Raw genomic sequence first — 22,061 nt, 5'->3', positions numbered from 1 at the left:
CCGTTCGTATTACCAAAGGAGGGAATGCCCGTGGAACTGGTTTGTCCGATCTGCAATGGATTGCAAAGCATGGTTATCTCCTGTCCTGGGTGCCATACGTTAATGGTCGATGGGGGGATTCTGGAAGACTATTTTGGACCTTACAGCCCATACTCGGAGCATGCCGATGATGATTACAGCAGCTTGGGAGAGCAATGTGTCCATTTGCTGTATTGTCCGCAGTGTCATTATGATACAAGGATTGCCTGGGAATTAATTCATATTTAAAAAAGCATACTTCTCTTAGAGTTGCACAAACTAAAAAAAAGCAAGAGAGGTGATTGTTTTGGCTACTAATCCTATGGTGAAATGTACAGTAGATCAATGTACCCATTATATGCCTGGTGATCAGTGTATGGCTGCCAAAATTAGTGTATATAATAACGAAGCAAGCGGATCGGCTGAGGCATCGCGCGACACGCAGTGCAAATCCTTTCATCATCGCAAAACAGTAGGAGATATGGTAGGGGCGCTGCATAACGCAAATGTTGCCGGTGCGGTCACAGGAGCCTTTATGGACGGCAAGCAAATTACTCCCAGTGTGGAATGTTTTGTAAACGGCTGTAAGTATTGGGATTCAGGGAATAACTGCAGTGCCGGTGCCATTGCGGTAATTGGTGCTAATGCCGCAAAGACGGATGATACGGACTGTCAGACTTTTGTTGCCAAATAAATAAAGAAGGCAGCAGACTAATTTAGTCTGCTGCCTTCTTTATTTATTTTGAACTAACTTGCTGCGTTACCGGGCTGCAGCCTTTTGCATCGGGAATAAAATGGGTTATGATACTTGCCAGTGCCAGCGGCGGCAAGGTCCATAGCAGCGCGGCTTGCAGGCCGATAAAATCAGCCAGGGCACCGGTTACGGCAGCTCCCAGGCCGCCTAAGCCAAAAGCTAAACCCAGCATCATACCAGAAGCCATCGCCGCATTGGACGGCAGCATTTCCTGTGCCCAGATTATAGAAGAAGGCAGCGTACCCTGTAAGGCTGCCCCGCTTAGGCCGAGCAGCAGATAGGTTGTGGGAGTTATAATCGGGGTGGTCAAAAAATAATAAAGTGATGGGATACACAGCAGTAAAAAGGCTATAATACAGTTCTTACGGCCATAACGGTCGCCAACATAGCCGCCGCCAATACTGCCCAGTGCTCCGCCCAGCAAAAAGACCGTAAGCATGCCGCCGGCGAGAGCCGTTGGCTGACCTTGCTGAGCCAGCCACAGTATGAGAAAGTTAGGAATTGCCGCCTGCGGCCAGGAGCGTAGGCCCATAACAACATTCAGTTTTAACAAATTACTGGAGCGGTACCAGGCAGCGGTCTTAGGAGAATTTGTAGTTCGCTCTGGAGGAAGTGACTTGACCGGAATTTGATGGACATGTCCGAAGTAACAGGCTAATCCTAATAGTGCACCGGGAAGAGCCAGCCATAGCAGCTGCTCTGTACCAAAGCGATATAGAAAATACAAGACAAAGGCCGGTGCAACTGCGACCCCAATATTCCCACCGCCGATGAACAGCGCCATTGCAATCCCTTTGTTGCCGGCATTGGTGGCTCTATTCAGCATTGCTGATCCGAGCGGGTGAAAGAGCGAGGAAGCGAGACCGGCCAGGGTGATGCAGACAAATAATTGCCAGTAAGTGGTGACCAGTCCTGCCAGGCAAATAAATAGAGCACTGGCAGGAATCGTAAGCAGGATTAACCATGTCCACCCATGCTTATCGATATAATAACCCAGTACGGGCTGGAGAATACTGGAGGTCAACGAATAAACCATAATCAGTGAACCGGTAGCCGTTAAGGAAAGAGCCAGGTTGGCTGTTACTGCAGGCAGAAGTGCAGGTAAAAATGTATTGTAAAAGTCACTGAAAAAATGCCCGGCACTTAACAAGGCAATGAACAGCCAACGGGAATTGCCGGTCTTATTCATAAAAGGACTCCTCTCGTAGCAAAACGGTACAGCTTATAAAAATAACGCTTTTATTAGTGTTTATGCTGGCAGCCACAGCTGCAACTATGGGTATGACCGGGCTGGCTTTGCTCTAATTGTTGACGCACTTGCTGTTTTATATTATCAATATAAATACGGCGTAAGCGGTTTTGTTCGGCTTTCTCTTCCTCTGATAAGCCTGTTTCACGCTGTTTGCGCGCTAATTCATTAATGCGGGCGATCGTTTGTATCATGGTATCACACTCCTGTAAATGACTGTAAGTATAGTAGCAGATTATTGACAAACATGCAAGAGATGCTAGACTAGAAGGGGTTTTGGAAAATAACAGCATAAGCTGGAACTCGCATATTCAGCAGGAGCAAACCGATACTAATACTAAGAGCTTTTTAGAAATCAGTCACCTTGCTTGTTTTTATTTATTTGATTGTTATTTGCAGCAGCGCCTGGAGTAATGATCTTACTTTTATTTATGAGGTGAGTAGCATGTATGACGTAATTATAATTGGCGGAGGTCCGGCCGGTATGACGGCGGCCGTATACGCGGCAAGAAAGAAAATGAACACATTGCTGATTACTACTGATTTTGGTGGTCAGCCAATGTGGACAATGGAAATTGAAAACTATATGGGGTATCAGTTTATTACCGGGCCGGAATTAATGGGCAAATTTGAGGAACAGGTACGGCGGTTTTCAGTAAAAATTCTGTATCAGGAAGCCACCGGTCTTACCGTCAATGCCGATGGAACATTTACGATTGTAACCACAGAGGACAAGCATCAGGCTAAAACAGTCATTCTTGCTTCAGGCAAGCGGCCGCGGCGTCTGGATGTACCGGGCGAACAGGAGTTTACGGGGCGCGGGGTTAGTTATTGCGCAACATGTGACGGGCCGTTGTTTGCCAATAAGCGGGTAGCTGTCATTGGCGGAGGAAACTCAGCCGTACAGGCGGCAATTGAAGTAAGTTTGGTTGGCGAAAAGGTATATCTTATATCAAGCGAAGAATATATCGCCGATCCTATTATTATTGACAAGATGAAAGAAGCAGCCAATATCGTTGAGGTAAAAGGCTATGTAACTAAAAAAATTGAGGGCAGCCAGGTAGTGGAGAAAATCGTTGTGCAAAACCTTGAATCCAATGAAGATCAGGAACTGGAAGTGAATGGCGTGTTTGTTGAAATTGGATTAATACCAAATTCGGAATTCGCGCAAAGTGTGGTAGCGCTTAATCAGGATCGTGAGGTTGTTACCGATTGCCGGGCGAAAACAAATATTCCGGGACTTTTCGCTGCCGGTGATATTAGCAGCGGTCCTGATAAACAGATTGTCATTGCTGCCGGAGATGGTGCAAAAGCGGCCTTAAGTGCGTATGATTACCTGCTGCATAGGCGTTAATAACGTTCCCCCTGCGCTTTCGGAGTGCAGGGGCTTTTTCTTTACTTTTTTTGCCCGGTGATTTAAAATGAAAGGGCAAACAAGGCCTAGGCCTAACTGTTTTCATGAAAAACAGTTTTTATCGACAGAACGACATAGGCTTCCACCTGCGTCTTAGAAGACTTGGTGCAAGCCAAGTCTTTTCTAATGAAACAGGGAAGAAAGGCAGCTGATAATGTGGCAATTAGACAAGTGCGAGTAGAAGATGCCGTCGGCATGGTACTGGGGCATGATATGTCTAAAATTGTGCCTGGTGAATATCGGGGGCCCGCTTTTAAAAAAGGACATGTAATCCGGCAAGAAGATATTTGCCATTTGAAAGATATTGGCAAGGAGCATATTTTTTTAATAGAGCTTACGGAAGGACAGGTTCACGAAAACGATGCCATTTCCCGGATGGCCCGGGGAATTGCCGGTGAAGGTGTCTATTGTACTGAGCCTGCTGAGGGAAAAATCAATGTTAAAGCCAGCCGGGCAGGATTACTAAAGGTAAACAGAGAAGCAGCCTTTGCCATTAATATGGTAGAACATGCTGTTCTTTCGACTTTGCATGGGAATCAAATCGTTGATGCAGACACTCCCGTTGCAGGCATTAAGGTGGTACCGCTTGTTGTAGATGAAAGTATGGTAGCGGAAGTGGAACAAATTTGTAACCGGTTTGGTCCGATTTTGTCAGTTAAGCCATTACTTAAACTTAAGATTGGTGTTATTATCACGGGGAATGAAGTTTACTATGGCCGCATCCAGGACAAATTTGCGCCTGTCTTTCAAAAAAAAGCAGCCGATTTTGGCGGCGAGTTAATCGGAACAACCTATTTACCTGATGATAAAGAAAAAATCACGGCAGCCATTTTGCATTATAAAGAACTAGGGGCTGACATCATTATTGCCTCAGGCGGCATGTCGGTGGATCCTGATGATGTAACCCCGGATGCGATAAGGGCTACAGGTGCACAAGTTATCAGTTACGGAACTCCGGTATTACCGGGAGCGATGTTTATGCTGGCATATCTGGATGAAGTAACGGTAATGGGAATGCCGGCCTGTGGAATGTATGCCAAGACTACGGTTCTTGATCTTATTTTCCCCCGGGTATTAGCGGGAGAACGTATTACAAAGGCTGATATCGCCAGTCTGGGGTATGGCGGTCTTTGTAAAGTTTGTACCAGCTGCACATTTCCCCATTGTCCTTTCGGTAAATAAAAGGTAGAGGAGGCGGGAGAGGTGCGCATAACCAAAGCTGCTAAACAAGAAATGCTGGCTATATTGGAAGAATGGTATCGCGGCATGGAGACAGCCCTGCATTATACAACGCCTTTCGAATTGTTAATAGCCGTGATTTTATCGGCACAATGCACGGATGAGCGGGTAAACATTATTACGGCCCGTCTTTTTGCTCAATATAACAGTCCGGACAAGATTCTTGAGCTTGGACAAGCCGGTTTGGAAGAACAAATTCGCGACTGCGGTCTTTTTCGCGGCAAAGCCCGTAATATTATCGCTACTTGTGATATTCTATGCCGCAAGTACGGTGGTGAAGTACCTGCTGACTTCGAGGCGCTCACTGAATTGCCAGGTGTGGGCAGGAAGACTGCTAATGTTGTTCTCAGTCAATTATTTCATGTTCCTGCCATTGCAGTCGATACGCATGTATTTCGTGTTGCCAACCGGTTAGGGCTGGCAAAAGGAGAAACACCGCTGGCTGTTGAGCAGGGGCTGATGAAAGCTATTCCTCGGGAACAATGGAGTGCTGCCCATCATTGGCTGATTTGGCATGGTAGAAAAGTCTGCAAAGCACGTAAACCGGAATGCGGCAATTGCCGCTTAACTGCATTATGTCTCGCTTTCAATACGAATAAAAAAACCGCGCCTTAAGGGTGCGGTTCCTTATTGAATAAAGTTCAGCAATAGGGTTAGAGTAAAAGATACAAAAAACACTGGATAAATATAATATAATGAGTATAATTATACATAGGAGAGGGGGATTCAGATGATATATAGGAAAGCAACTTTTGCGGATGTAGAGGCTATTCAAAAAATTGTAAATGCTTATGCCGAGCAGGGGCTAATGTTGGCCCGAGCGCGAAATATACTATATGAATCACTGCGGGACTTCATTATTGCCGAAGAAAACGGTGAGATACTCGGCGTAGGTGCTTTGCACATGGTTTGGGACGAATTGGCGGAAGTGCGGGCTTTAGCCGTTGCACCTGCTGCGACAAACAGTGGCGTTGGCCGCAATATTGTTTTAGGGTTGATTGAAGAGGCAAAGCAGCTAGGCGTGAAAACTGTTTTTGCATTAACCTATCAGCCGGGCTTTTTTGCTAAATTAGGGTTTAGCGAGCAGCCGAAAGAAAGGCTTTCCCATAAAGTATGGAAAGAGTGTATCAACTGTGCCAAGTTCCCTAACTGTGATGAAATTGCTATGGTAAAAGAATTGTAAAAAAGACGTCTGCTGTGGATTCTACCAGGGCAGGCGTCTTTTTTTCTCTATAAGGTTAATTGCTGACCAGGTGCCACAATATAAACAGGGACAGCAAGCCGTTGTTCGACGGCCTGTTTGAAATCCTCCGGTGATTGGGCGATGACGGGCCAGGTATTGTAGTGCATGGGAATAACTGCTTTGGGCTTGAGAAGGGCGACTGCTTCGACTGCGTCACTAGGCCCCATGGTGTAATTATCACCGATTGGCAGCAGCGCATAATCAATATTCTCCAGGCGTCCGAGCAAAGCCATATCGCCGAAAAGACTGGTGTCACCGGCAAAGTAGATGGTGGTGCCGAAGAAATTAACAATAAATCCGCAGGCATGACCGCCCGGTATTCCAGCGCCATGAAAGGCTGGCGTAATCCGCACGTAACCGAAATCAAAAGCATGTTTGCCGCCAATGTGCATAGCATGGGTGGTGCAATTCTCTTGACCGATTAAATGGGCAACCTCTGCTGTTGCAATGACAGTTGCCCCGGTTCGCTGGGCAATGGACACGGCATCACCAAGATGATCGGCATGGCCATGGGAAACCAGAATGTAGTTGCAGGTGATGTCGCTGGCCTGAGTAATTTGGAAAGGGTTGTCAGTTAAGAAGGGATCAAAGATCAGAGAATGATCTTTGTGCGTTAACTGAAAACAGGCATGTCCCCAAAATGTTAAATTAACCATAGTTACGCTCCTTTTCATTCTTATCCATTCTTTGGTAGTGTATTCGATTTTAGCCTGTAAAAACCTTTTTACCTAATGGTGCTGTTCATTCCCTTGTGATGAATAAGGAGCGGGCGGGTATGATAAAAACAAGAAGCTTTACAGCAGGTCTGAGCAAAGCAATGTAGAAAATGATATGTACGATATTCACTCAAGGGCGTGATAATTTGATTCCTGTTATATCCATTGTGGGGCGTTCGAACAGCGGAAAAACCACTTATCTGGAAAAAATCATCCGAGAGCTGAAAGCCCGGGGGTATAGAGTAGCAACAATTAAACACGATGTACATGGATTTGAAATGGATAAACCAGGTAAGGATACATGGCGTCATGCTCAAGCTGGTGCTGACGTGGTCTGTATCTCGTCACCCGCAAAGATGGCAATGATCAAAAAGGTTGAGCAGGAGCTGGCGCTCGATGATGTGATAGCCTGCATTTCGGATGTTGATATTATATTTACGGAAGGCTATAAACAAGAGCGGAAACAAAAAATTGAGATTTATCGCAAGGCAGTTTGTGATACTCCGCTTTGCCCCAAAAGTGAGCTGCTGGCAATTGCCACTGATACGCTTTTATATGATGATATACCCCAGTTTCCCTTAGATGATGCCGGTGAGCTGGCTTTATTTCTGGAGGCTGTTATTCTCAAACCGGGTCGATAACCGGATATTCTGATAAGAGGTGATGGAGTTGCACGATAGCTACAACCGTGCTATTGATTATCTGCGTGTTTCCGTTACTGACCGGTGTAATTTCCGCTGTGTTTACTGTATGCCGCCTGAAGGGGTTCAGTTATTGCAACATTCTGATATATTGACTTACGAAGAATTAGTACGGATTATTGCCATATTGACCAAGCAGGGAATCAGCAAAGTTCGCATTACCGGCGGTGAGCCTTTAGTGCGCAAAGGCATTGTTGATTTTGTCCATGCTGTTAAGGCGCTGGGGACAGTCGAGGATCTATCTATGACAACGAACGGCAGTCTGCTGGGTCCTCTAGCCGCTGATCTTAAAGCGGCAGGCTTGGATCGGGTTAATATTAGTCTCGATACGGTTCATCCGGAACGCTTTCGTCATATAACCGGCGGCTGTGGTAATATTGCCGATACGTTAAGCGGCATTGAAAGTGCCTTGCAAGCCGGCCTGACGCCAGTAAAGCTGAATGTAGTATTAAGTGAGGCAGTGACGGAAGATGATCTGGTTTATTTTACCAGGCTTGTTAGGCAGCACCCGGTTGCCGTACGGTTTATTGAGTATATGCCTATTGGTTATGGCGGCATTGGCCCGGGAATGAAGGCAGACGCAGTCCGGGAATTGCTGGAAAAACACGCTCCAGGATCATTAAAGCCGATGACCTTTACCGGTAAAGGAAATGGACCGGCGAAGTACTATCGCTTTGCTCAGTCAAAAGGCTGCATTGGCTTTATTACGCCCATATCCGACCATTTCTGTGGCAGCTGCAACCGTATCCGTCTTACTGCAGATGGAAAACTTCGGCCCTGTCTGCTGTCTAATCAGGAAGTTGATATGAAGACGCCGCTGCGCGGCGGAGCAAGTGACACAGGATTAGCAAGCCTTTTTTTTCAAGTCGTTCAGGAAAAACCCGCTGAGCATCATCTTAATAATTCAGATACCGATTTTCAACGAAGAATGTCGCAGATCGGCGGTTGACGGTTAGCCCGGTGAAGTTTCAACGGGCTATCTCCAGGTTTTTACAGGCAGGATTTGTTTGCCTATTGGAGAATATAGGCAAAAGTAGGAAAGGACGGCATGACTTTGAACTTAACACATTTTAATCATTCCGGCAAAGCGCATATGGTAGACGTAACTGTCAAGCAGGATACTCATCGCCAGGCAATTGCCGAAGGGCGTATTGTGATGAAACCCCATACACTGGAACTGATCAAACAGGGCGAAATGGGGAAAGGTGATGTTTTGGGCGTTGCCCAGGTCGCCGGAATTATGGGGGCTAAAAAAACGGGGGAGCTTATCCCGATGTGTCACCCGCTGCTGCTGTCGAGTGTTAACCTGGAATTAACCGTTTGTGAAGGAAAGAATTGTGTCGATATTGTCGCAGCCGTTAAAACAACCGGTAAAACCGGCGTGGAAATGGAAGCTCTTACGGCAGTTGCAACTGCAGCCTTAACGATCTATGATATGTGCAAGGCAGTCGATAAGGCCATGGTGATTGAATATATACGCCTTACTGCCAAATCGGGCGGAAAAAGCGGAGATTATCAGCGAGAGGAAGTTGGTTCATGAAAGGGACGATTGTTGCTGTCTGTACCAGCGCAAATAAGGGAGAACGCAAAAAAAATGTCGGTTCGGCTAATTTGCTCGCAGGATTAGGCTTGGAGGGCGATGCGCATGCCGGTTTTCAACATCGCCAGGTTAGTTTGCTTGCCTTAGAAAGTATTGAAAAAATGAGGGGCAAAGGCTTGGATGTCAATCCGGGTGATTTTGCCGAAAATGTAACAACAACCGGTATTGACTTATGTTCGCTGCCGGTGGGAACCAGACTAAAGGCGGGAGCAACGCTGCTGGAGGTAAGCCAAATCGGCAAAGAATGCCACACGCGCTGTGCGATTTATTATCAGGCGGGTGACTGTGTTATGCCGAAAGAGGGGATATTTACAATTGTTGTTGAAGGTGGCAGCCTGTCAGTAGGCGATAGCATTGAGGTGATTGAGCATGTTTAATATTGGCATTATTACAGCCAGTGATAAAGGGGCAAAAGGGGAACGCGACGATATTAGCGGCAAAACGATTGCGGCAATGCTGTCAGGCCTAGGGGATGTCAAGCATTATGTGATTGTACCTGATGAACAGGAGGCGCTTAGCCGCGAAATGGTCGATATGGCAGATAATCTGGCAGTGGACCTGATTCTGACAACAGGCGGCACCGGACTTGGTCCGCGCGATGTTACCCCTGAGGCAACGCTGGCAGTTGTGGACAGGCAGGTGCCGGGAATTGCGGAAGCCATGCGTGCGAAATCACTGGAAAAAACGAACCGGGCTATGCTGTCAAGGGCAGTAGCGGGGACTAGAGGCCGCACCTTAATTATTAATCTCCCCGGCAGTCCCAAGGGCGTTCAGGAATGCCTGGAAGTTGTGCTGCCTGCACTAGAACATGGTTTAGCAATATTAAAGGGTGAAGCTTCCGAATGTGCCCGTTCATAAATAAATCAGGCCCCTGACGGGCCTGATTATGCTTATTGCCTAAGGCCTTCCAGGAGGCCTGCTTATTTTTTTAACGAGTCACGCGCGACCAATGGGCATTAATAATTTGGGCCATGAGCTTTTTGCCTTCAATATCAGGATGAAGGCCGTCAATTGCGTAGTAATCAGGTAATTCCCCATCCATATTCGTAAAATAAGGATTTAAATCAATAAAATAACGCTGCTGGCGGATGAACTGATTGACTCCCGCAAATTCTTGCTGCCAGGTTGGCATCGTATCTTCCCGGAAAACCCGGTCAATGGCAACCGGATTGATCGGAGGCAGTGTCATAAATATTGGACGGATGCCATTAGCCAGACATTTATCCCGGATAACAGTTAAATCATGAATGACATCTGCTGCAGGAGTGCCGCCGCGCAGGCTGTTGGTGCCGCCCATAATCAATAAGAAGCGGGGTTTATACGGCAGGACATCATGATCAAAGCGTTCCGCCATTGTTTCTGAAGTATCGCCGCTTTTACCCAGATTGACGACCGGAAAGCTCAAATAAGTCTGGTAACTGTATTCCCAGTCGGCAGGTGAATAAGATACGGCACCTCCGCCGTGAGTAATGCTGTCACCAAAAGTGGCGGCATAATTGCCTTTGGATAAGTCCACCGTAAAGGAAGAGGCATCAGAATAGACGCCAACAGCATGACCTTGCTTGTCCAGACCTAAAACGCGCCAGTAATAGGTCCCGGCTTCGCTGCGCGGGAGATCATCATAGCAGTCAAAGCCTGTAACCTGCTTACTCCAGATACGGTATTGAGATGGTTCGGTTCCATTGGGGTTTTCCGGCGGCTGACTAAGCAGCTCTACTTCATACTCTGCTGCACCGATAATTGGAATCCAGGAATACACCGGATATAAGAGGTCAGCTTTGCCAGTCTGATTCAGCGAACCTGTTATTACCGGTTTTAAAATTTGTGGTGTAGTCGGATTTATGCTGATTTGAGTGGCATCGGAAAATACGCCGATGGGATTGCCAAAATAATCGAGCGCTCGTACACGCCATAGCGGATTTGCTGCCTGTAAATCGGCGAAATCTGCATTATAACCGTTCGTAAATACTTCCCGGGATGAAAAGATCTGCCAGGTTGAAGGCAGGATGTCATTAGGGTTTTCCGGTGGCTGAGATAGAATTTCGATTTCGTAATATACTGCGCCGGCAACAGAGGTCCAGGTTAGCATCGGACGTGCCGGTGCCGGGCTATGAGACGGGTAGTAAGAGGTTGCCTGCGGTTTGATATGGAGAAAATCCTCCGCTGAGCTGCCGGTTACTTCAGAGAGGCTAAGACTTTCCGAATACCGGCCCAGCGGATGCGCAAAAAGTCCTTGAGCCGATACGCGCCAATAGGTCCGGTAAGGGAAACTCTGGTTGACAGTCCATTGGTTTGACCAGGTGCGATACTTGGTAATACGCTTAGAGAGCGGCGCCGCCTTTGTATCATTTGCTGGTGGGCAATTTAGTACTTCGATTTCATAGTAGGATAAATAGGAGAGACGGGGCCAGGTTAGAATATATTCATTTGCCACTTGCCTTGCTTCAAGGTGCGGCTTATATCCGGCATATCCGTAATCAGTTGCTTCCAGGCCGTAAATAGCAGCCGCGGAAAGGAGGAAGATCAAAGTGAAAATTTTTCGTTTCATGCAACACCTGCCTGCAGTTATCGGTAACCGTGAAATTTATACAAGAACATTTGTGAGTCTTTTACTAGCGAATATGTTTTTTTGGATGAGCGTCAATTTCTTTCTGCCAGTTCTTCCAATATATTACCACAGCTTAGGTATGGATGACCACCAAGTAGGTCTGGCTATCGGTATTTTTTCCCTGGGCGCTATCGTATTTCGCGTGATAGGCGGAAAGGCTGTTGATAAATATGGCAGTGCACCAGTTATTACAGCCGGGATTGTACTTTCGATTGGAGCAATTGCCAGTTATTATTTTACGACATCGCTACTTGCCGCCAGCATCTCCAGGCTGCTGCATGGCATCGGCATATCCGGCTATAGCGCGGCAGCACTAACAATGGCAACCTTGATGCATGAAGAAAAAAATACGGTTGAGGCAGTAGCTGTTTATACGCTGTTTACGATGATTGGCGTCGGTATTGCTGCCAGTATGGCCGGCTGGTTGTATAATGTCAGCGGTTTTGGCCTGGTAGTCGCAGTCGGCGCAGCAGCAACCCTGCTGTCATTAGTATTTTTCCCCAAAACACCACGCCTGAAAATTAAGACTAGAGACAGTCAGCCGCTGCCGCTGGGAGAGGTAATTACAGAACCAGGAGTATACGTGCCGACAGTCAGCTTATTGGCAGTAAACCTGTGTTATGCTGCAGTTATGACGTTCTTGCCGCTTTTTATGGTTAGCAGCGGTGTTACGGAATTTAGTTTATTCTATATTGCCTATTCAATATCAGTAGTTGCATCGCGAATCTGGGTAGGCAGGTTATGTACAGTGCTTTCGCCGGAGCGATTGGCCTTTCATATTCTCATCATTATGGGGGCGTCAATGTTTGTTACCAGCTTAGGCGGCTATTGGTGGGTCCTGGCAGTAGCCGGAGCCAGTATCGGCATTGGCTATGGACTGGCCTTTCCAACACTGGCAACTATTATTACCAGTACCGTGCAGCCTGCCAACCGGGGAACGGCATTTGGTTTTTTCTCCATGGCTGTCGACGGCGGGGTTGCATTGGGAGCTATCGGTTTGGGGGCTGTATCTGCGGAACTTGGTTATCGCAGTGCATTTATTGCTGCAGGCGGCTACACCGTAATCTACAGTATAGCCTATTTCTTCTGGCTGGTGCCAAAGATCAGGCAGCGAAAAGTCCGTAGTAAGGTTTGTCAATAAATAAGGTCAGTGGGACACAATATTGTCCCACTGACCTTATTTTAGCATAAAAAACAGTTTAAAAATACATATCCCGGATACCGCGTTCAATCTGCTCCAATCTTTCGCGCGTTTGGTTACGGATCGTTTCTTGCGGGATACCTTCCAGGCTGGTTAACAGGGTTCGTTCACCGGCTTTTTTTGTTTCTTCATCAGCATAATCAAGTAAATATTCTTTAAAGGTTAAGATCGCATTTGGCAGGCAGACATTATGCAGCTCACCACTTTTTACCAGACTCATAAAGCGGTCGCCCGTGCGTCCCTGGCGGTAACAGGCAGTACAATAGCTGGGCACATAACCATTATTGCAAAGCATGCGAATCACTTCGTTTGGCGAGCGGCTGTCACTTGGCTCAAATTGCATGCCCCGGCCGGGCTGATCTGTTTCTTGCAGTGAATCATGATAACCACCGACGCCTGTACAGGAACCGGCACTAATCTGCGTTATGCCGTAAGTAATCAGTTCATCACGAAACTCCGGCTCTTCCCGGGTAGAGAGGATCATACCGGTATAAGGAACTGCCAGGCGGATAACGGCAATAATTTTCTTGAAATCGTTGTCGCTGACCAGATAGGGATATTGGCTTACATCCATACCGCTTGCCGGGCGCAGACGGGGAACGGATATGGTATGGGGGCCCACACCCTGGGTAGTTTCCAGGTGTTCGGCATGCAAGCACATCGCAATTGTTTCGTATTTATAATCATAAAGACCATACAATACACCGATGCCGACATCATCGATTCCGGCTTGCATGGCGCGGTCCATTGCTGTCGTGTGCCAGTTATAGTCAATCTTAGGGCCCGTTGGATGCATCGCCTGGTAGGTTGGCCGGTGGTACGTTTCCTGAAATAAAATATATGTACCGATTTCCACATCTTTGAGCATACGGTATTCTTCAATTGTTGTAGCGGCAATATTGACATTTACCCTGCGGATGCTGCCATTACCGTCTTTTATGCTATAAATCTGCTTAATGCAGTCTACTACATAGCTGGTCGGGCAATTTACCGGGTCTTCGCCGGCTTCTACTACCAGGCGTTTATGACCTAATGATTCGAGGATTTCCACTTCTTCTTTGATTTCAGACAGTGTTAGGCGCCTGCGAAGCTGTTCAGGATTACCTGCGCGATAGCCGCAGTAGGTACAGTTATTAACGCAGTAGCTGGAAATGTATAACGGTGCAAACAGAACAATCCGGCTGCCATAGATCGCATTTTTTACCTGAGACGCACATGACAACATCTCGTTGATTAGTTCGGGCTGATCAATTTCAAGCAGAACAGCCACCTCATCGGCAGACAGGCCCTTGCATTTAGCTGCTTTCGCAATAATTTGCCGGACGTAAGCACTATCACGGGAAGCGGTTTTGGCTGCTGCTAATAGCGACACAATTCGTTCATGATCAATAAAGGCATCTGTAGTACGCTGACTTTCGTTAATCATTTTTATCCCCCTATTCAGTCGCCTTTCTGGCAGTCAGGGCTGATTTGACAGTGACACCGGGCAGATTGCCTAATTTGCCGGTAAATGCACCCACATCATCGGTGGTTCCTTCTATGATGAGGGCAATAACTCCCACGTTTTCATCGTGCCGGGGAATACCCATGCGGCCAATAATCATGGAACCATATTGGCTAAGCAGCGTATTGACTTTATCTGATATATGCTTCGGCTCGTCAATGACAATGCCAATGACACCAATTCGCTTGGTCATCATATTGTACCTCCGTACACAAAAATAGCCTTCTTTTGGGCATAGCCAAAAGAAGGCGCGGGTGTCTTACTGTGCCTCCTGTGCTCAGGTGTTGCCCTTGCATTAGACTTACGACTGTGTATTTTTCCTTCAAAAGACAGTTGCTGCCGCCTTTTGTCAGATACTTATATTATAGCTTTTAGGGTAAAAACTGCCAAGGTTTATTTTACCGCAAAAGATGTGCCACAGTAACCGGAGGCTAATAAACTATAGTGAGTGCTATTTGTAAGGAGGATAATCATTATGTGGAGCTGCTTGTGTAATTTTCTTACTGCGATGACATATGAAAATGGCATCCCCAGTTTAACGAGGTTTTTCAGTATTATTTCCTTTATTGCTTTTTTGGCTGCCTCTTTTTATCTAATGTGGAACAATCAACAATGGGGGCATTATGATACTTTTGCCTTTATTACTGGCGGGGGCGGAGCAACCACCCAAATCTTTAATAAGTATTTTAACAGCAAGTATAGCGCGAAAGGGATTGATTTTGCAGGTAAATTACCGGTAGAAGGGGCTACCGGTGAGCAGCAGGCTAAAAAATAATCATTGAATTGAATGGAAGCTGGCAAATCCCACTGGAAAAAACAGGGGATTTGCCAATTAAAATGGCTGGTTCTGGGAATACTAAATTTGTCCATTAAAGCGAAATATTAGAAGGGAGGACAGGCTTTGCAAGTATATTTAGGTCTGGATATCGGCTCTGTGAGTACGAATATTGCCATTCTTACCGGTGACGGTACTGTAATGGATACACTGTATATCCGCACGCAGGGCAAACCGATTGAAGCGGTACAACAGGCATTAGGCCATATTCGTGATACTCATCCGCAGCTTGATATTATTGGTGTAGGTACGACCGGCAGCGGTCGGGAGCTTATTGGTATTGTGGTGGGAGCGGACAGCATAAAAAATGAAATTACAGCTCATGCGGTGGCAGCTCTGCATATTGTTCCTGAGGTTCAAACCGTATTGGAAATTGGTGGGCAAGACTCTAAGATTATGCTTATGCGTAATGGCGTTGTTACTGACTTTGCAATGAACACAGTTTGTGCGGCTGGAACCGGATCTTTTTTGGATCAGCAGGCTGCCAGGCTGAATGTTCCAATCGAAAAATTTGGCGATATAGCTCTCCAATCCCGTACACCGGTACGGATTGCCGGACGCTGCGCGGTATTTGCCGAATCGGATATGATCCACAAGCAGCAGGCCGGTCATCCTTTGCCGGATATATTAAACGGGTTATGCCAGTCTCTGGTGCGCAATTACTTAAATAATCTCGGGAAAGGTAAGCAAATAACCGGTCCGATCCTTTTCCAGGGTGGCGTTGCTGCTAATAAAGGCATGCACCGCGCGTTTGAAGAAGCGTTGGGACAGCCAATCATTATTCCGCCTCACTTTAATGTTATGGGAGCGGTAGGGGCTGCTTTATTGGCGCAAGAAGCGGTTCAGAGCCAGCAAAAGAAGAGTTTGTTTCGTGGTTTTGAAGTTGCAGATTTTAGTTATCACCCCACCAGCATAGAATGCAGCGGCTGCGCGAACTGCTGTGAGATTGTCAAACTGCACATGAATGGACAGCCAATTGGCTGCTGGGGAGACAGGTGCGGCAAATGGTCTAGTGCCGTTACAGTAGCTTAAGGGGAATTTGTTAAGAGGTGATGCTTTTGTCGGTTCGTATCGGCATGCCGCAAGGCTTGTTATATTACCAGTACGGATGGCTGTGGGAAGATTTTTTCCGCCAGCTAGGTGCAGATATTATACTTTCCGGGGAAACAACGCGCCAAACCCTGGTTTGTGGTAGTAGACTTGATGAAGTCTGCCTGCCTGCTAAGGTGTTTTTCGGACATGCCTGTGCGTTGAAAGAGCAGGCCGACTATTTATTTGCACCGCGTGTGGTCAGTATCGCCAATGGCCAGTATACGTGTCCCAAAATAATTGGCATGCCCGATTTACTTAGGGCTAATGCTCAGCTTCCACCACTAATTGATAATGAAATTAATCTACTCCAGAGCCGATATAAACTGATTCATACTGTTGTGACGATTGGGCAGAAACTGGGAAAAAGTTCTGCCGCAAGTCTTGCAGCCTGGGGGCGGGCACTCGTGAGGCCGCGTCAGGCGGTGGTGCCGGTGATGGCAAGCGGCGGACTTACTGTAGCCGTCATTGGGCACCCCTATGTGCTTTACGACAAACAGGTAAGCTTAAACGTCATTGGCAGACTGAAGCGTGCTGCCATTAATGTCATTACTCCCGCAGCAATAAGTTCCAAGCAAGCGGCTTTGGCAGCCCGTATGCTTGGTAAAAAAATATTCTGGTCGGGCAGTCAGCATATTGCAGGTGCGGCTATGGCCTTAATGTCGGGGCCGAAACCAGTGGATGGACTGATCTTCTTCACGTGCTTCTCCTGCGGACCAGATGCGCTGATCGGGGAATTGCTCATTCAACAGGCCCAGAAACGAAATATTCCCTGTATGATTTTATCGGTTGACGAGCATACGGCTGAAGCCGGCTTTGTTACTCGCCTTGAAGCTTATACCGATATGCTGGAAAGGGGGAAGAAAGCTTGACAGTAACATTTCCGCATATGGGAAATATGCATATTGTACTGCAGGCTTTACTTGAAGGTCTGGGCCAGACCGTCCTTGTACCGCCGCCAATTTCCAAACGAACATTAGAATTGGGTATCGCCCATTCGCCGGAAACAGTTTGCCTCCCTTTTAAGATTACGCTGGGAAACTTTATTGAGGCACTGGACCAAGGAGCAGACACGCTAATTAACTGTGGCGGCACCGGGCCCTGCCGGTTAGGCTACTATGCTGAAGTGCAAAAGGAAATTCTGGAACGGTTAGGGTATCATTTTGAAATGATTGTCATCGAACCGCAGCTTAGTGAAGTCGTACGCACGATACGGCGTTTGTCGGCTGGCAAGAGCTGGCTGCAGGTTTATCGGGCTTTCCAATTGGCCGGAAGAAAGCTGCAGCTGCTCGACAAGGTCGAGCGCTGGGCAGCACAGATGCGCCCGCTGGAATGTCTGCCAGGAAGCGTAGATGCCGTCAGGAAACAAGGAATGGCAAAAATTTCGGCCGCTTCAGAGGAAGCTGAGCTGCAAGAGGCGTGGCAGGAAATAACGGTCTTGCTGTCAACTGCGGCTGCAGCCCCAGAACGGCGTCCGCTGAGAATCGGCTTGGTGGGTGAGATTTATGTCATGCTGGAACCATTTATTAATCAGGACTTAGAAAGACGGCTGGGCGCACTTGGCGTTGAAGTCTATAAAACGATGTATTTAAGTGATTATGTAAAAGGTCATCTCTGGTATAACCCAGACTATCGAAAGCAATACCAACTGCTTGATACGCTGGCTAAGCCCTACTTGGGCCATTATGTCGGCGGTCATGGAATCAAAAGTGTTGCCTATTCACTGCAAAATCAGCAGTACGGTTTTGACGGCATGATCCAGGTATACCCGTTTACCTGCATGCCGGAGGTGGTAGCCAAAAATATTCTGCATCAGGTCAGCAAGGATGCTGATGTCCCAATTCTTACGCTGGCATACGATGAGCAGTCAGGTGATGGCGGAATTACTACCAGGCTGGAAGCTTTTATCGATCTATTGCAATACCGGCGTTGCAGGAAAGAGGGGGTCGCAAAACGCTTTTAGAAAAAGCATAATGCGGCCTCTTTCTTTTAAGTGTTTCACAGCTGTTTTGTTTCGGTTACCGATTGTTTCACAGAAAGGGGTAGGATTTTTATCTTTTTATGTGGAATTTTGGTATACGGTAGAATGAGGAGGGGCATAGTTGCGCAAAGAAACAGTGGGGGTTTCTGCTGTAATCGCTGCCGCATTTCTGTGGGGAGTAGGCGGTTCGGTAGCTAAGTTTTTATTTAATCAGTCGGTCAGTCCGTTTTTATTAGTAAAAGTGCGGTTAACATTATCTTTTTTACTGCTTCTGGCGGGAGTATTTTGTTATAACAGGCATTTACTGGTTATCAGACGCCGGGACATTCCGTATTTTGCGGTTTTAGGAATGGGAGGGATGGCTTTTATGCAATTCTCCTACTTCTTCACCATTAGCTTAACGAATGTGGCAACTGCTGTTTTTCTTCAGTATTTATCTCCCGTATTGATGGCGGCTTATGCTGTTTTATGGGAAAAAGAAAAGTTTACATTCCGCAGTGCAGGGGCAGTAGCACTTGCGATGCTCGGCGGACTATTCATTTTGCTCAATTCCGGGGGAGTTGCAGGATTAAACTGGATGGGTATAATAAGTGGAGTAAGCTCAGCCTTTTTTATGGCATTTTGTACTATTTACGGACGGCGGGCAGTTCGCAGTTATCATCCGCTGACCGCAGCTGTCTACTCTTTTGGGTTTGGTGCTTTGGCATGGTGGATGATGCTTCCGGAACTGTGGGAAGCAGGGAGTATAACGGCTGAGCACTGGTATATGTTTTGGTATGTAGCCGTTTTCTCAACCGTGCTGCCTTTTTTGCTTTATTTTACCGGCATGCGTTATCTGCCGCCTACCAGCGTGGGAATTATTGCCTGTCTGGAACCGGTGATTGCAGCAGCAGTTGCCTATGCAGCTCTTGACGAAAAAATGGGAGTGCTGCAAATGCTGGGCGGACTGCTTGTCCTTACCGCAGTAGTCATTGTTCAGACTCAAGGCAAGCAACCGGACAAAAAGCACGAGAGTGGCTAAGCTAAGATTTGGTATTTATCGTAGAGAAAAAAGGTTGTCCCCTATTATAATGTTAGAGGTGATTCGAAATGCTGCATATAGTGCTGGTTGAACCGGAGATTCCTGGCAATACGGGTAATATTTCAAGATTGTGCGCAGCTACAGGCTGCGAGCTGCACTTGGTAAAACCCCTGGGATTTTCCGTTGACGACCGCTATTTAAAAAGAGCTGGATTGGATTACTGGCATTTGGTAAAAATACACTACCACGATAATTTTGCCCAGGTAATGGAGCTCTACAAAGACCACACGTTTTACTTTAATACGACCAAGGCTGTCCGCTCGCATGCTGATGTGCGGTATCAGCCGGGAGATATGCTGGTATTTGGCAAGGAAACGGCGGGGCTGCCGGATGCCATTCTGGATATTAACCGGGATAACTGTATCCGAATACCGATGGTGGACGATGCCCGTTCGCTAAACTTGTCAAATGCTGTTGCCATTGCCGCTTATGAGGGTCTCAGACAATTGCAGTTCCCTGGGCTGCGATGAGTAGAGAACAATAATTTATAGGATTATGGTGATGCTATGCTTGCAGAATTTGGGGCAGCCGGGAATTCCGATGCTTTTTATGCCGCCGGTTATAAGGCTTCGGCGCAAATGCCGAAGTGGCTTTTTGAGCAAGGGCTGAATGCTTATGAATACCAGTGCAGCAGAGGTGCCAGAGTGCGGGAAGAGACGGCCCGCCTGATTGGGCAAAATGCGGCAGCTTATCATATCAGCCTGAGCATTCACGGTCCCTATTATATTAGTCTGGCCACTGAAGATGAAACAACAGCCGCCAATACCATTAAGCACTTTTTGCAGTCGCTGGAAGTTGCCCGCTGGATGGGGGCTGACCGCGTTATTTTTCACATAGGCGGTCCAGGGAAGCTGAAGCGGGAAAAAGCGATGGAGAGAGCAAAGGCTTTATTCGCTGTTGTTTTGAATCAGGCTGAAAAGCAAGGGTTGCAGGACATCAGCCTTGCTGCAGAAACGATGGGCAAAAAGAATCAGCTCGGCAGTACGTTGGAAGAGGTTTTGGAACTCTGTAAAATGTCCCGTCAGGTTAGACCGGCAGTTGACTTCGGCCATATGCATGCAGTTACCTGCGGCGGTTATACTGCAAAAGAGGAATATGCGGCTGTTTTTGACCGGATTGGAGAAGTACTTGGCTCTGAGGCCGCCTGCAGGCTTCATATTCATTTTAGCCGGATTGAATATACAGGAGCCGGCGAAAAGCGCCATTGGACTTTCGCTGATCCCTACGGACCGCCGCATGAACCCCTGCTGGCGCTTATTGCTGAGCGGCGTTATATGCCGCGTATTATCTGCGAATCAGCAGGAACGCAGGCTGCTGATGCCAGAAGTATGCAGGAATTTTATCAGCAATTGTTGAAGTAGGCGGGACACAGAGCCAAGAATGAAAAGTGTAGGTAAAGCATACTATATAAAGTGTAAAATGGAGGGTGTTATGAATAGTTACGATAAAGCTCATGATTTAGCAAGAGCCCTGCAGGGCAGCAGTGAATATCAACAGTTTCTTAGTGCCAAGAAAGCACTTGACGGTGACGGGGCTGCTAAGAAAATGGTTAAAGATTTTTTAGCCCGCCAAATGGAAATTGAATATGAACGAATGGCTGGCAAGGGAGAAGATAAAGAAAAAATCGCCCAGCTGCAGAAAATGGCTGAGCTGCTTTCCTTAAATCCCGGTGCCCGCGATTTTTTACAGGCTCATATGCGATTTCAGCGGGTAATGGCTGATGTGTACAAAATTCTTGGCGAGTCAATTGCCGAAGGAATGGATATTTTTGCAAAAGACTGAGTATGAACAAGATTTTTTTAAAAAAGTACAGTCACTTGTACCGGCAGAGCGGTTGCACGTTAATGAGCCGATGTCCCGGCATACAACGTTCAAAATAGGCGGTCCGGCTGATTTTCTAATTCAGCCCGCTTCTGCTCCAGAAGCAGCAGCCGTCTTGAAAGCGGCGCTTAGCTGCAATATGGCTGTCACTATTTTAGGCAACGGCTCTAATGTTTTGGTGAGAGATCATGGTATTCGCGGAGTCGTGCTGAAATTTGATGAACATATGGGAGCTATCCGCCACACGGGATCAACTATTATCGCCGGTGCCGGCGCTACATTGGCCGATGTTTCCGAATATGCGTTAAAGCAGCAGCTGACAGGATTAGAGTTTGCCATCGGTATTCCCGGCAGCATTGGCGGAGCAGTCTTTATGAATGCCGGCGCCTATGATGGCGAAATCAGCAGTGTTGTCAGTGCTGTGACCGCTGTCTGCCCTGATGGGAATATACGGCGTTTTTCCAGTGAAAAGATTCATTTTACGTATCGTCACAGTGTCTTTCAGGATAACGGCTGTATTATCTGTGAAATAGAATTGTCGCTAATTCCCGGGCAAAGAAATGAAATCAGCCGCAAAATGGTTGATTTGACGGCGAAACGGGAAAGTAAACAGCCGCTGGAAATGCCGAGTGCCGGCAGTACTTTTAAACGGCCGCCCGGTTACTTTGCCGGTACGTTGATTGAACAGACCGGTTTAAAGGGGTTAAAAATCGGCGGGGCCCAGGTTTCGGAAAAGCATGCCGGTTTTATTGTTAATGCCGGCAATGCCACTGCCAATGATGTACTTTCTTTAATAAAGGAAGTACAACAGAGGGTTCACGAGAAGTTTGGCGTAGACTTACACCCGGAAGTGCGGGTCATAGGCGAATAAAATTCTGCACTTTATAAGATTGCCTTATTTCCACTGGATTTGCAGCGGCTGAGAATGCTAAGTAACTGCAGATGATGGAATGCGGCAATCTTATTTTATTGCAGGTAATTGTAAAGGAATTGTCGAACTAATTAGA

27 protein-coding genes are annotated in these 22,061 nt (G+C 47.0%); 21 read left to right on the top strand and 6 right to left on the bottom strand.

The window, feature by feature from the left end:
• Positions 1-30 precede the first annotated feature (30 nt).
• Positions 31-267: a hypothetical protein gene (locus EV210_RS19410; RefSeq protein WP_132083014.1), complete on the top strand. Its 237-nt coding sequence runs from the start codon at positions 31-33 to the stop codon at positions 265-267.
• Positions 268-325: 58 nt separating this feature from the next.
• Positions 326-712: a DUF1540 domain-containing protein gene (locus EV210_RS19405; protein ID WP_424218230.1), complete on the top strand. Its 387-nt coding sequence runs from the start codon at positions 326-328 to the stop codon at positions 710-712.
• A gap of 43 nt (positions 713-755) precedes the next feature.
• Here the strand turns inward: EV210_RS19405 and EV210_RS19400 are convergent, their stop codons facing one another.
• Both EV210_RS19400 and EV210_RS19395 read right to left on the bottom strand, forming a co-directional pair.
• A complete protein-coding gene (locus EV210_RS19400; RefSeq protein ID WP_132083013.1) occupies positions 756-1,961 on the bottom strand; it encodes an MFS transporter in 1,206 nt (401 codons plus the stop codon).
• Positions 1,962-2,014: 53 nt separating this feature from the next.
• On the bottom strand, positions 2,015-2,215 hold the full coding sequence (locus EV210_RS19395) for a DUF896 domain-containing protein (protein WP_132083012.1): 201 nt from the start codon (positions 2,213-2,215) through the stop codon (positions 2,015-2,017).
• A gap of 251 nt (positions 2,216-2,466) precedes the next feature.
• Here EV210_RS19395 and EV210_RS19390 point away from each other — a divergent pair, with 251 nt between their 5' ends.
• The 4 genes from EV210_RS19390 (at position 2,467) to EV210_RS19375 (ending at position 5,857) form a co-directional block, all read left to right on the top strand.
• On the top strand, positions 2,467-3,375 hold the full coding sequence (locus EV210_RS19390) for an NAD(P)/FAD-dependent oxidoreductase (RefSeq protein WP_132083011.1): 909 nt from the start codon (positions 2,467-2,469) through the stop codon (positions 3,373-3,375).
• A 216-nt stretch (positions 3,376-3,591) separates the two neighbouring features.
• Entirely contained in the window at positions 3,592-4,617 is a 1,026-nt protein-coding gene (locus EV210_RS19385; protein ID WP_207900783.1) for a molybdopterin-binding protein, read from the top strand.
• A gap of 21 nt (positions 4,618-4,638) precedes the next feature.
• Positions 4,639-5,289: an endonuclease III gene (gene nth, locus EV210_RS19380; RefSeq protein WP_132083010.1), complete on the top strand. Its 651-nt coding sequence runs from the start codon at positions 4,639-4,641 to the stop codon at positions 5,287-5,289.
• Between the two features lie 115 nt (positions 5,290-5,404).
• On the top strand, positions 5,405-5,857 hold the full coding sequence (locus EV210_RS19375; RefSeq protein WP_132083009.1) for an N-acetyltransferase: 453 nt from the start codon (positions 5,405-5,407) through the stop codon (positions 5,855-5,857).
• 47 nt (positions 5,858-5,904) lie between these two features.
• Here EV210_RS19375 and EV210_RS19370 read toward each other — a convergent pair whose 3' ends face one another.
• Positions 5,905-6,573 carry a metal-dependent hydrolase gene (locus tag EV210_RS19370; RefSeq protein WP_132083008.1) on the bottom strand — a complete coding sequence of 223 codons (669 nt, stop codon included), beginning with the start codon at positions 6,571-6,573 and terminating at the stop codon, positions 5,905-5,907.
• Between the two features lie 206 nt (positions 6,574-6,779).
• On the opposite strand from EV210_RS19370, the gene mobB reads away from it, so the two are divergent.
• The 5 genes from mobB to EV210_RS23145 all read left to right on the top strand — a co-directional run bounded on the left by mobB (position 6,780) and on the right by EV210_RS23145 (position 9,792).
• Entirely contained in the window at positions 6,780-7,274 is a 495-nt protein-coding gene (gene mobB, locus EV210_RS19365) for a molybdopterin-guanine dinucleotide biosynthesis protein B (protein WP_132083007.1), read from the top strand.
• Positions 7,275-7,296: 22 nt separating this feature from the next.
• Positions 7,297-8,283: a GTP 3',8-cyclase MoaA gene (gene moaA, locus EV210_RS19360; protein WP_312339839.1), complete on the top strand. Its 987-nt coding sequence runs from the start codon at positions 7,297-7,299 to the stop codon at positions 8,281-8,283.
• 99 nt (positions 8,284-8,382) lie between these two features.
• A complete protein-coding gene (moaC, locus tag EV210_RS19355) occupies positions 8,383-8,874 on the top strand; it encodes a cyclic pyranopterin monophosphate synthase MoaC (RefSeq protein ID WP_132083005.1) in 492 nt (163 codons plus the stop codon).
• Positions 8,871-9,311: an MOSC domain-containing protein gene (locus EV210_RS23150; RefSeq protein WP_132083004.1), complete on the top strand. Its 441-nt coding sequence runs from the start codon at positions 8,871-8,873 to the stop codon at positions 9,309-9,311. Before moaC ends, EV210_RS23150 begins: the two co-directional genes overlap by 4 nt.
• Complete coding sequence (locus EV210_RS23145; protein ID WP_132083003.1) at positions 9,304-9,792, top strand: MogA/MoaB family molybdenum cofactor biosynthesis protein; 489 nt, start codon at positions 9,304-9,306, stop codon at positions 9,790-9,792. Before EV210_RS23150 ends, EV210_RS23145 begins: the two co-directional genes overlap by 8 nt.
• A 70-nt stretch (positions 9,793-9,862) precedes the next feature.
• Here EV210_RS23145 and EV210_RS19340 read toward each other — a convergent pair whose 3' ends face one another.
• Complete coding sequence (locus tag EV210_RS19340) at positions 9,863-11,482, bottom strand: SGNH/GDSL hydrolase family protein (protein ID WP_132083002.1); 1,620 nt, start codon at positions 11,480-11,482, stop codon at positions 9,863-9,865.
• Here EV210_RS19340 and EV210_RS19335 point away from each other — a divergent pair.
• Positions 11,463-12,683, top strand: coding sequence for an MFS transporter (locus tag EV210_RS19335; RefSeq protein ID WP_132083001.1), 1,221 nt, complete (start codon positions 11,463-11,465; stop codon positions 12,681-12,683). The genes EV210_RS19340 and EV210_RS19335 overlap by 20 nt on opposite strands.
• A 58-nt stretch (positions 12,684-12,741) precedes the next feature.
• On the opposite strand, the gene hydG is transcribed toward EV210_RS19335, so the two are convergent.
• Complete coding sequence (gene hydG / locus EV210_RS19330; protein ID WP_132083000.1) at positions 12,742-14,169, bottom strand: [FeFe] hydrogenase H-cluster radical SAM maturase HydG; 1,428 nt, start codon at positions 14,167-14,169, stop codon at positions 12,742-12,744.
• Between the two features lie 10 nt (positions 14,170-14,179).
• Positions 14,180-14,443 carry a TM1266 family iron-only hydrogenase system putative regulator gene (locus EV210_RS19325; protein ID WP_243650641.1) on the bottom strand — a complete coding sequence of 88 codons (264 nt, stop codon included), beginning with the start codon at positions 14,441-14,443 and terminating at the stop codon, positions 14,180-14,182.
• A gap of 279 nt (positions 14,444-14,722) precedes the next feature.
• On the opposite strand from EV210_RS19325, the gene EV210_RS19320 reads away from it, so the two are divergent.
• The 9 genes from EV210_RS19320 to murB all read left to right on the top strand — a co-directional run bounded on the left by EV210_RS19320 (position 14,723) and on the right by murB (position 21,925).
• Positions 14,723-15,022 carry a hypothetical protein gene (locus EV210_RS19320; protein ID WP_132082999.1) on the top strand — a complete coding sequence of 100 codons (300 nt, stop codon included), beginning with the start codon at positions 14,723-14,725 and terminating at the stop codon, positions 15,020-15,022.
• Positions 15,023-15,148: 126 nt separating this feature from the next.
• A complete protein-coding gene (locus EV210_RS19315; RefSeq protein ID WP_132082998.1) occupies positions 15,149-16,114 on the top strand; it encodes an acyl-CoA dehydratase activase in 966 nt (321 codons plus the stop codon).
• A gap of 26 nt (positions 16,115-16,140) precedes the next feature.
• Positions 16,141-17,043, top strand: coding sequence for an acyl-CoA dehydratase activase-related protein (locus EV210_RS19310; protein ID WP_132082997.1), 903 nt, complete (start codon positions 16,141-16,143; stop codon positions 17,041-17,043).
• Entirely contained in the window at positions 17,040-18,134 is a 1,095-nt protein-coding gene (locus EV210_RS19305) for a hypothetical protein (protein WP_132082996.1), read from the top strand. Before EV210_RS19310 ends, EV210_RS19305 begins: the two co-directional genes overlap by 4 nt.
• A 139-nt stretch (positions 18,135-18,273) precedes the next feature.
• Positions 18,274-19,173 carry a DMT family transporter gene (locus tag EV210_RS19300; RefSeq protein ID WP_132082995.1) on the top strand — a complete coding sequence of 300 codons (900 nt, stop codon included), beginning with the start codon at positions 18,274-18,276 and terminating at the stop codon, positions 19,171-19,173.
• 71 nt (positions 19,174-19,244) lie between these two features.
• Positions 19,245-19,703 (top strand): tRNA (uridine(34)/cytosine(34)/5-carboxymethylaminomethyluridine(34)-2'-O)-methyltransferase TrmL, encoded by a 459-nt coding sequence (gene trmL, locus EV210_RS19295; protein ID WP_132083037.1) that lies wholly within the window; start codon positions 19,245-19,247, stop codon positions 19,701-19,703.
• A 36-nt stretch (positions 19,704-19,739) separates the two neighbouring features.
• Positions 19,740-20,594, top strand: coding sequence for a TIM barrel protein (locus EV210_RS19290; RefSeq protein ID WP_132082994.1), 855 nt, complete (start codon positions 19,740-19,742; stop codon positions 20,592-20,594).
• Between the two features lie 70 nt (positions 20,595-20,664).
• Entirely contained in the window at positions 20,665-21,015 is a 351-nt protein-coding gene (locus tag EV210_RS19285) for a YlbF/YmcA family competence regulator (RefSeq protein ID WP_132082993.1), read from the top strand.
• Entirely contained in the window at positions 21,002-21,925 is a 924-nt protein-coding gene (gene murB / locus EV210_RS19280; protein WP_279388516.1) for a UDP-N-acetylmuramate dehydrogenase, read from the top strand. Before EV210_RS19285 ends, murB begins: the two co-directional genes overlap by 14 nt.
• The last annotated feature ends 136 nt before the right edge of the window (positions 21,926-22,061 follow it).

The sequence above is a fragment of the Anaerospora hongkongensis genome (assembly GCF_004339805.1).
GTDB lineage: Bacteria > Bacillota > Negativicutes > Sporomusales > DSM-15969 > Anaerospora > Anaerospora hongkongensis.
This window is presented reverse-complemented; position numbering and strand designations above follow the sequence as displayed.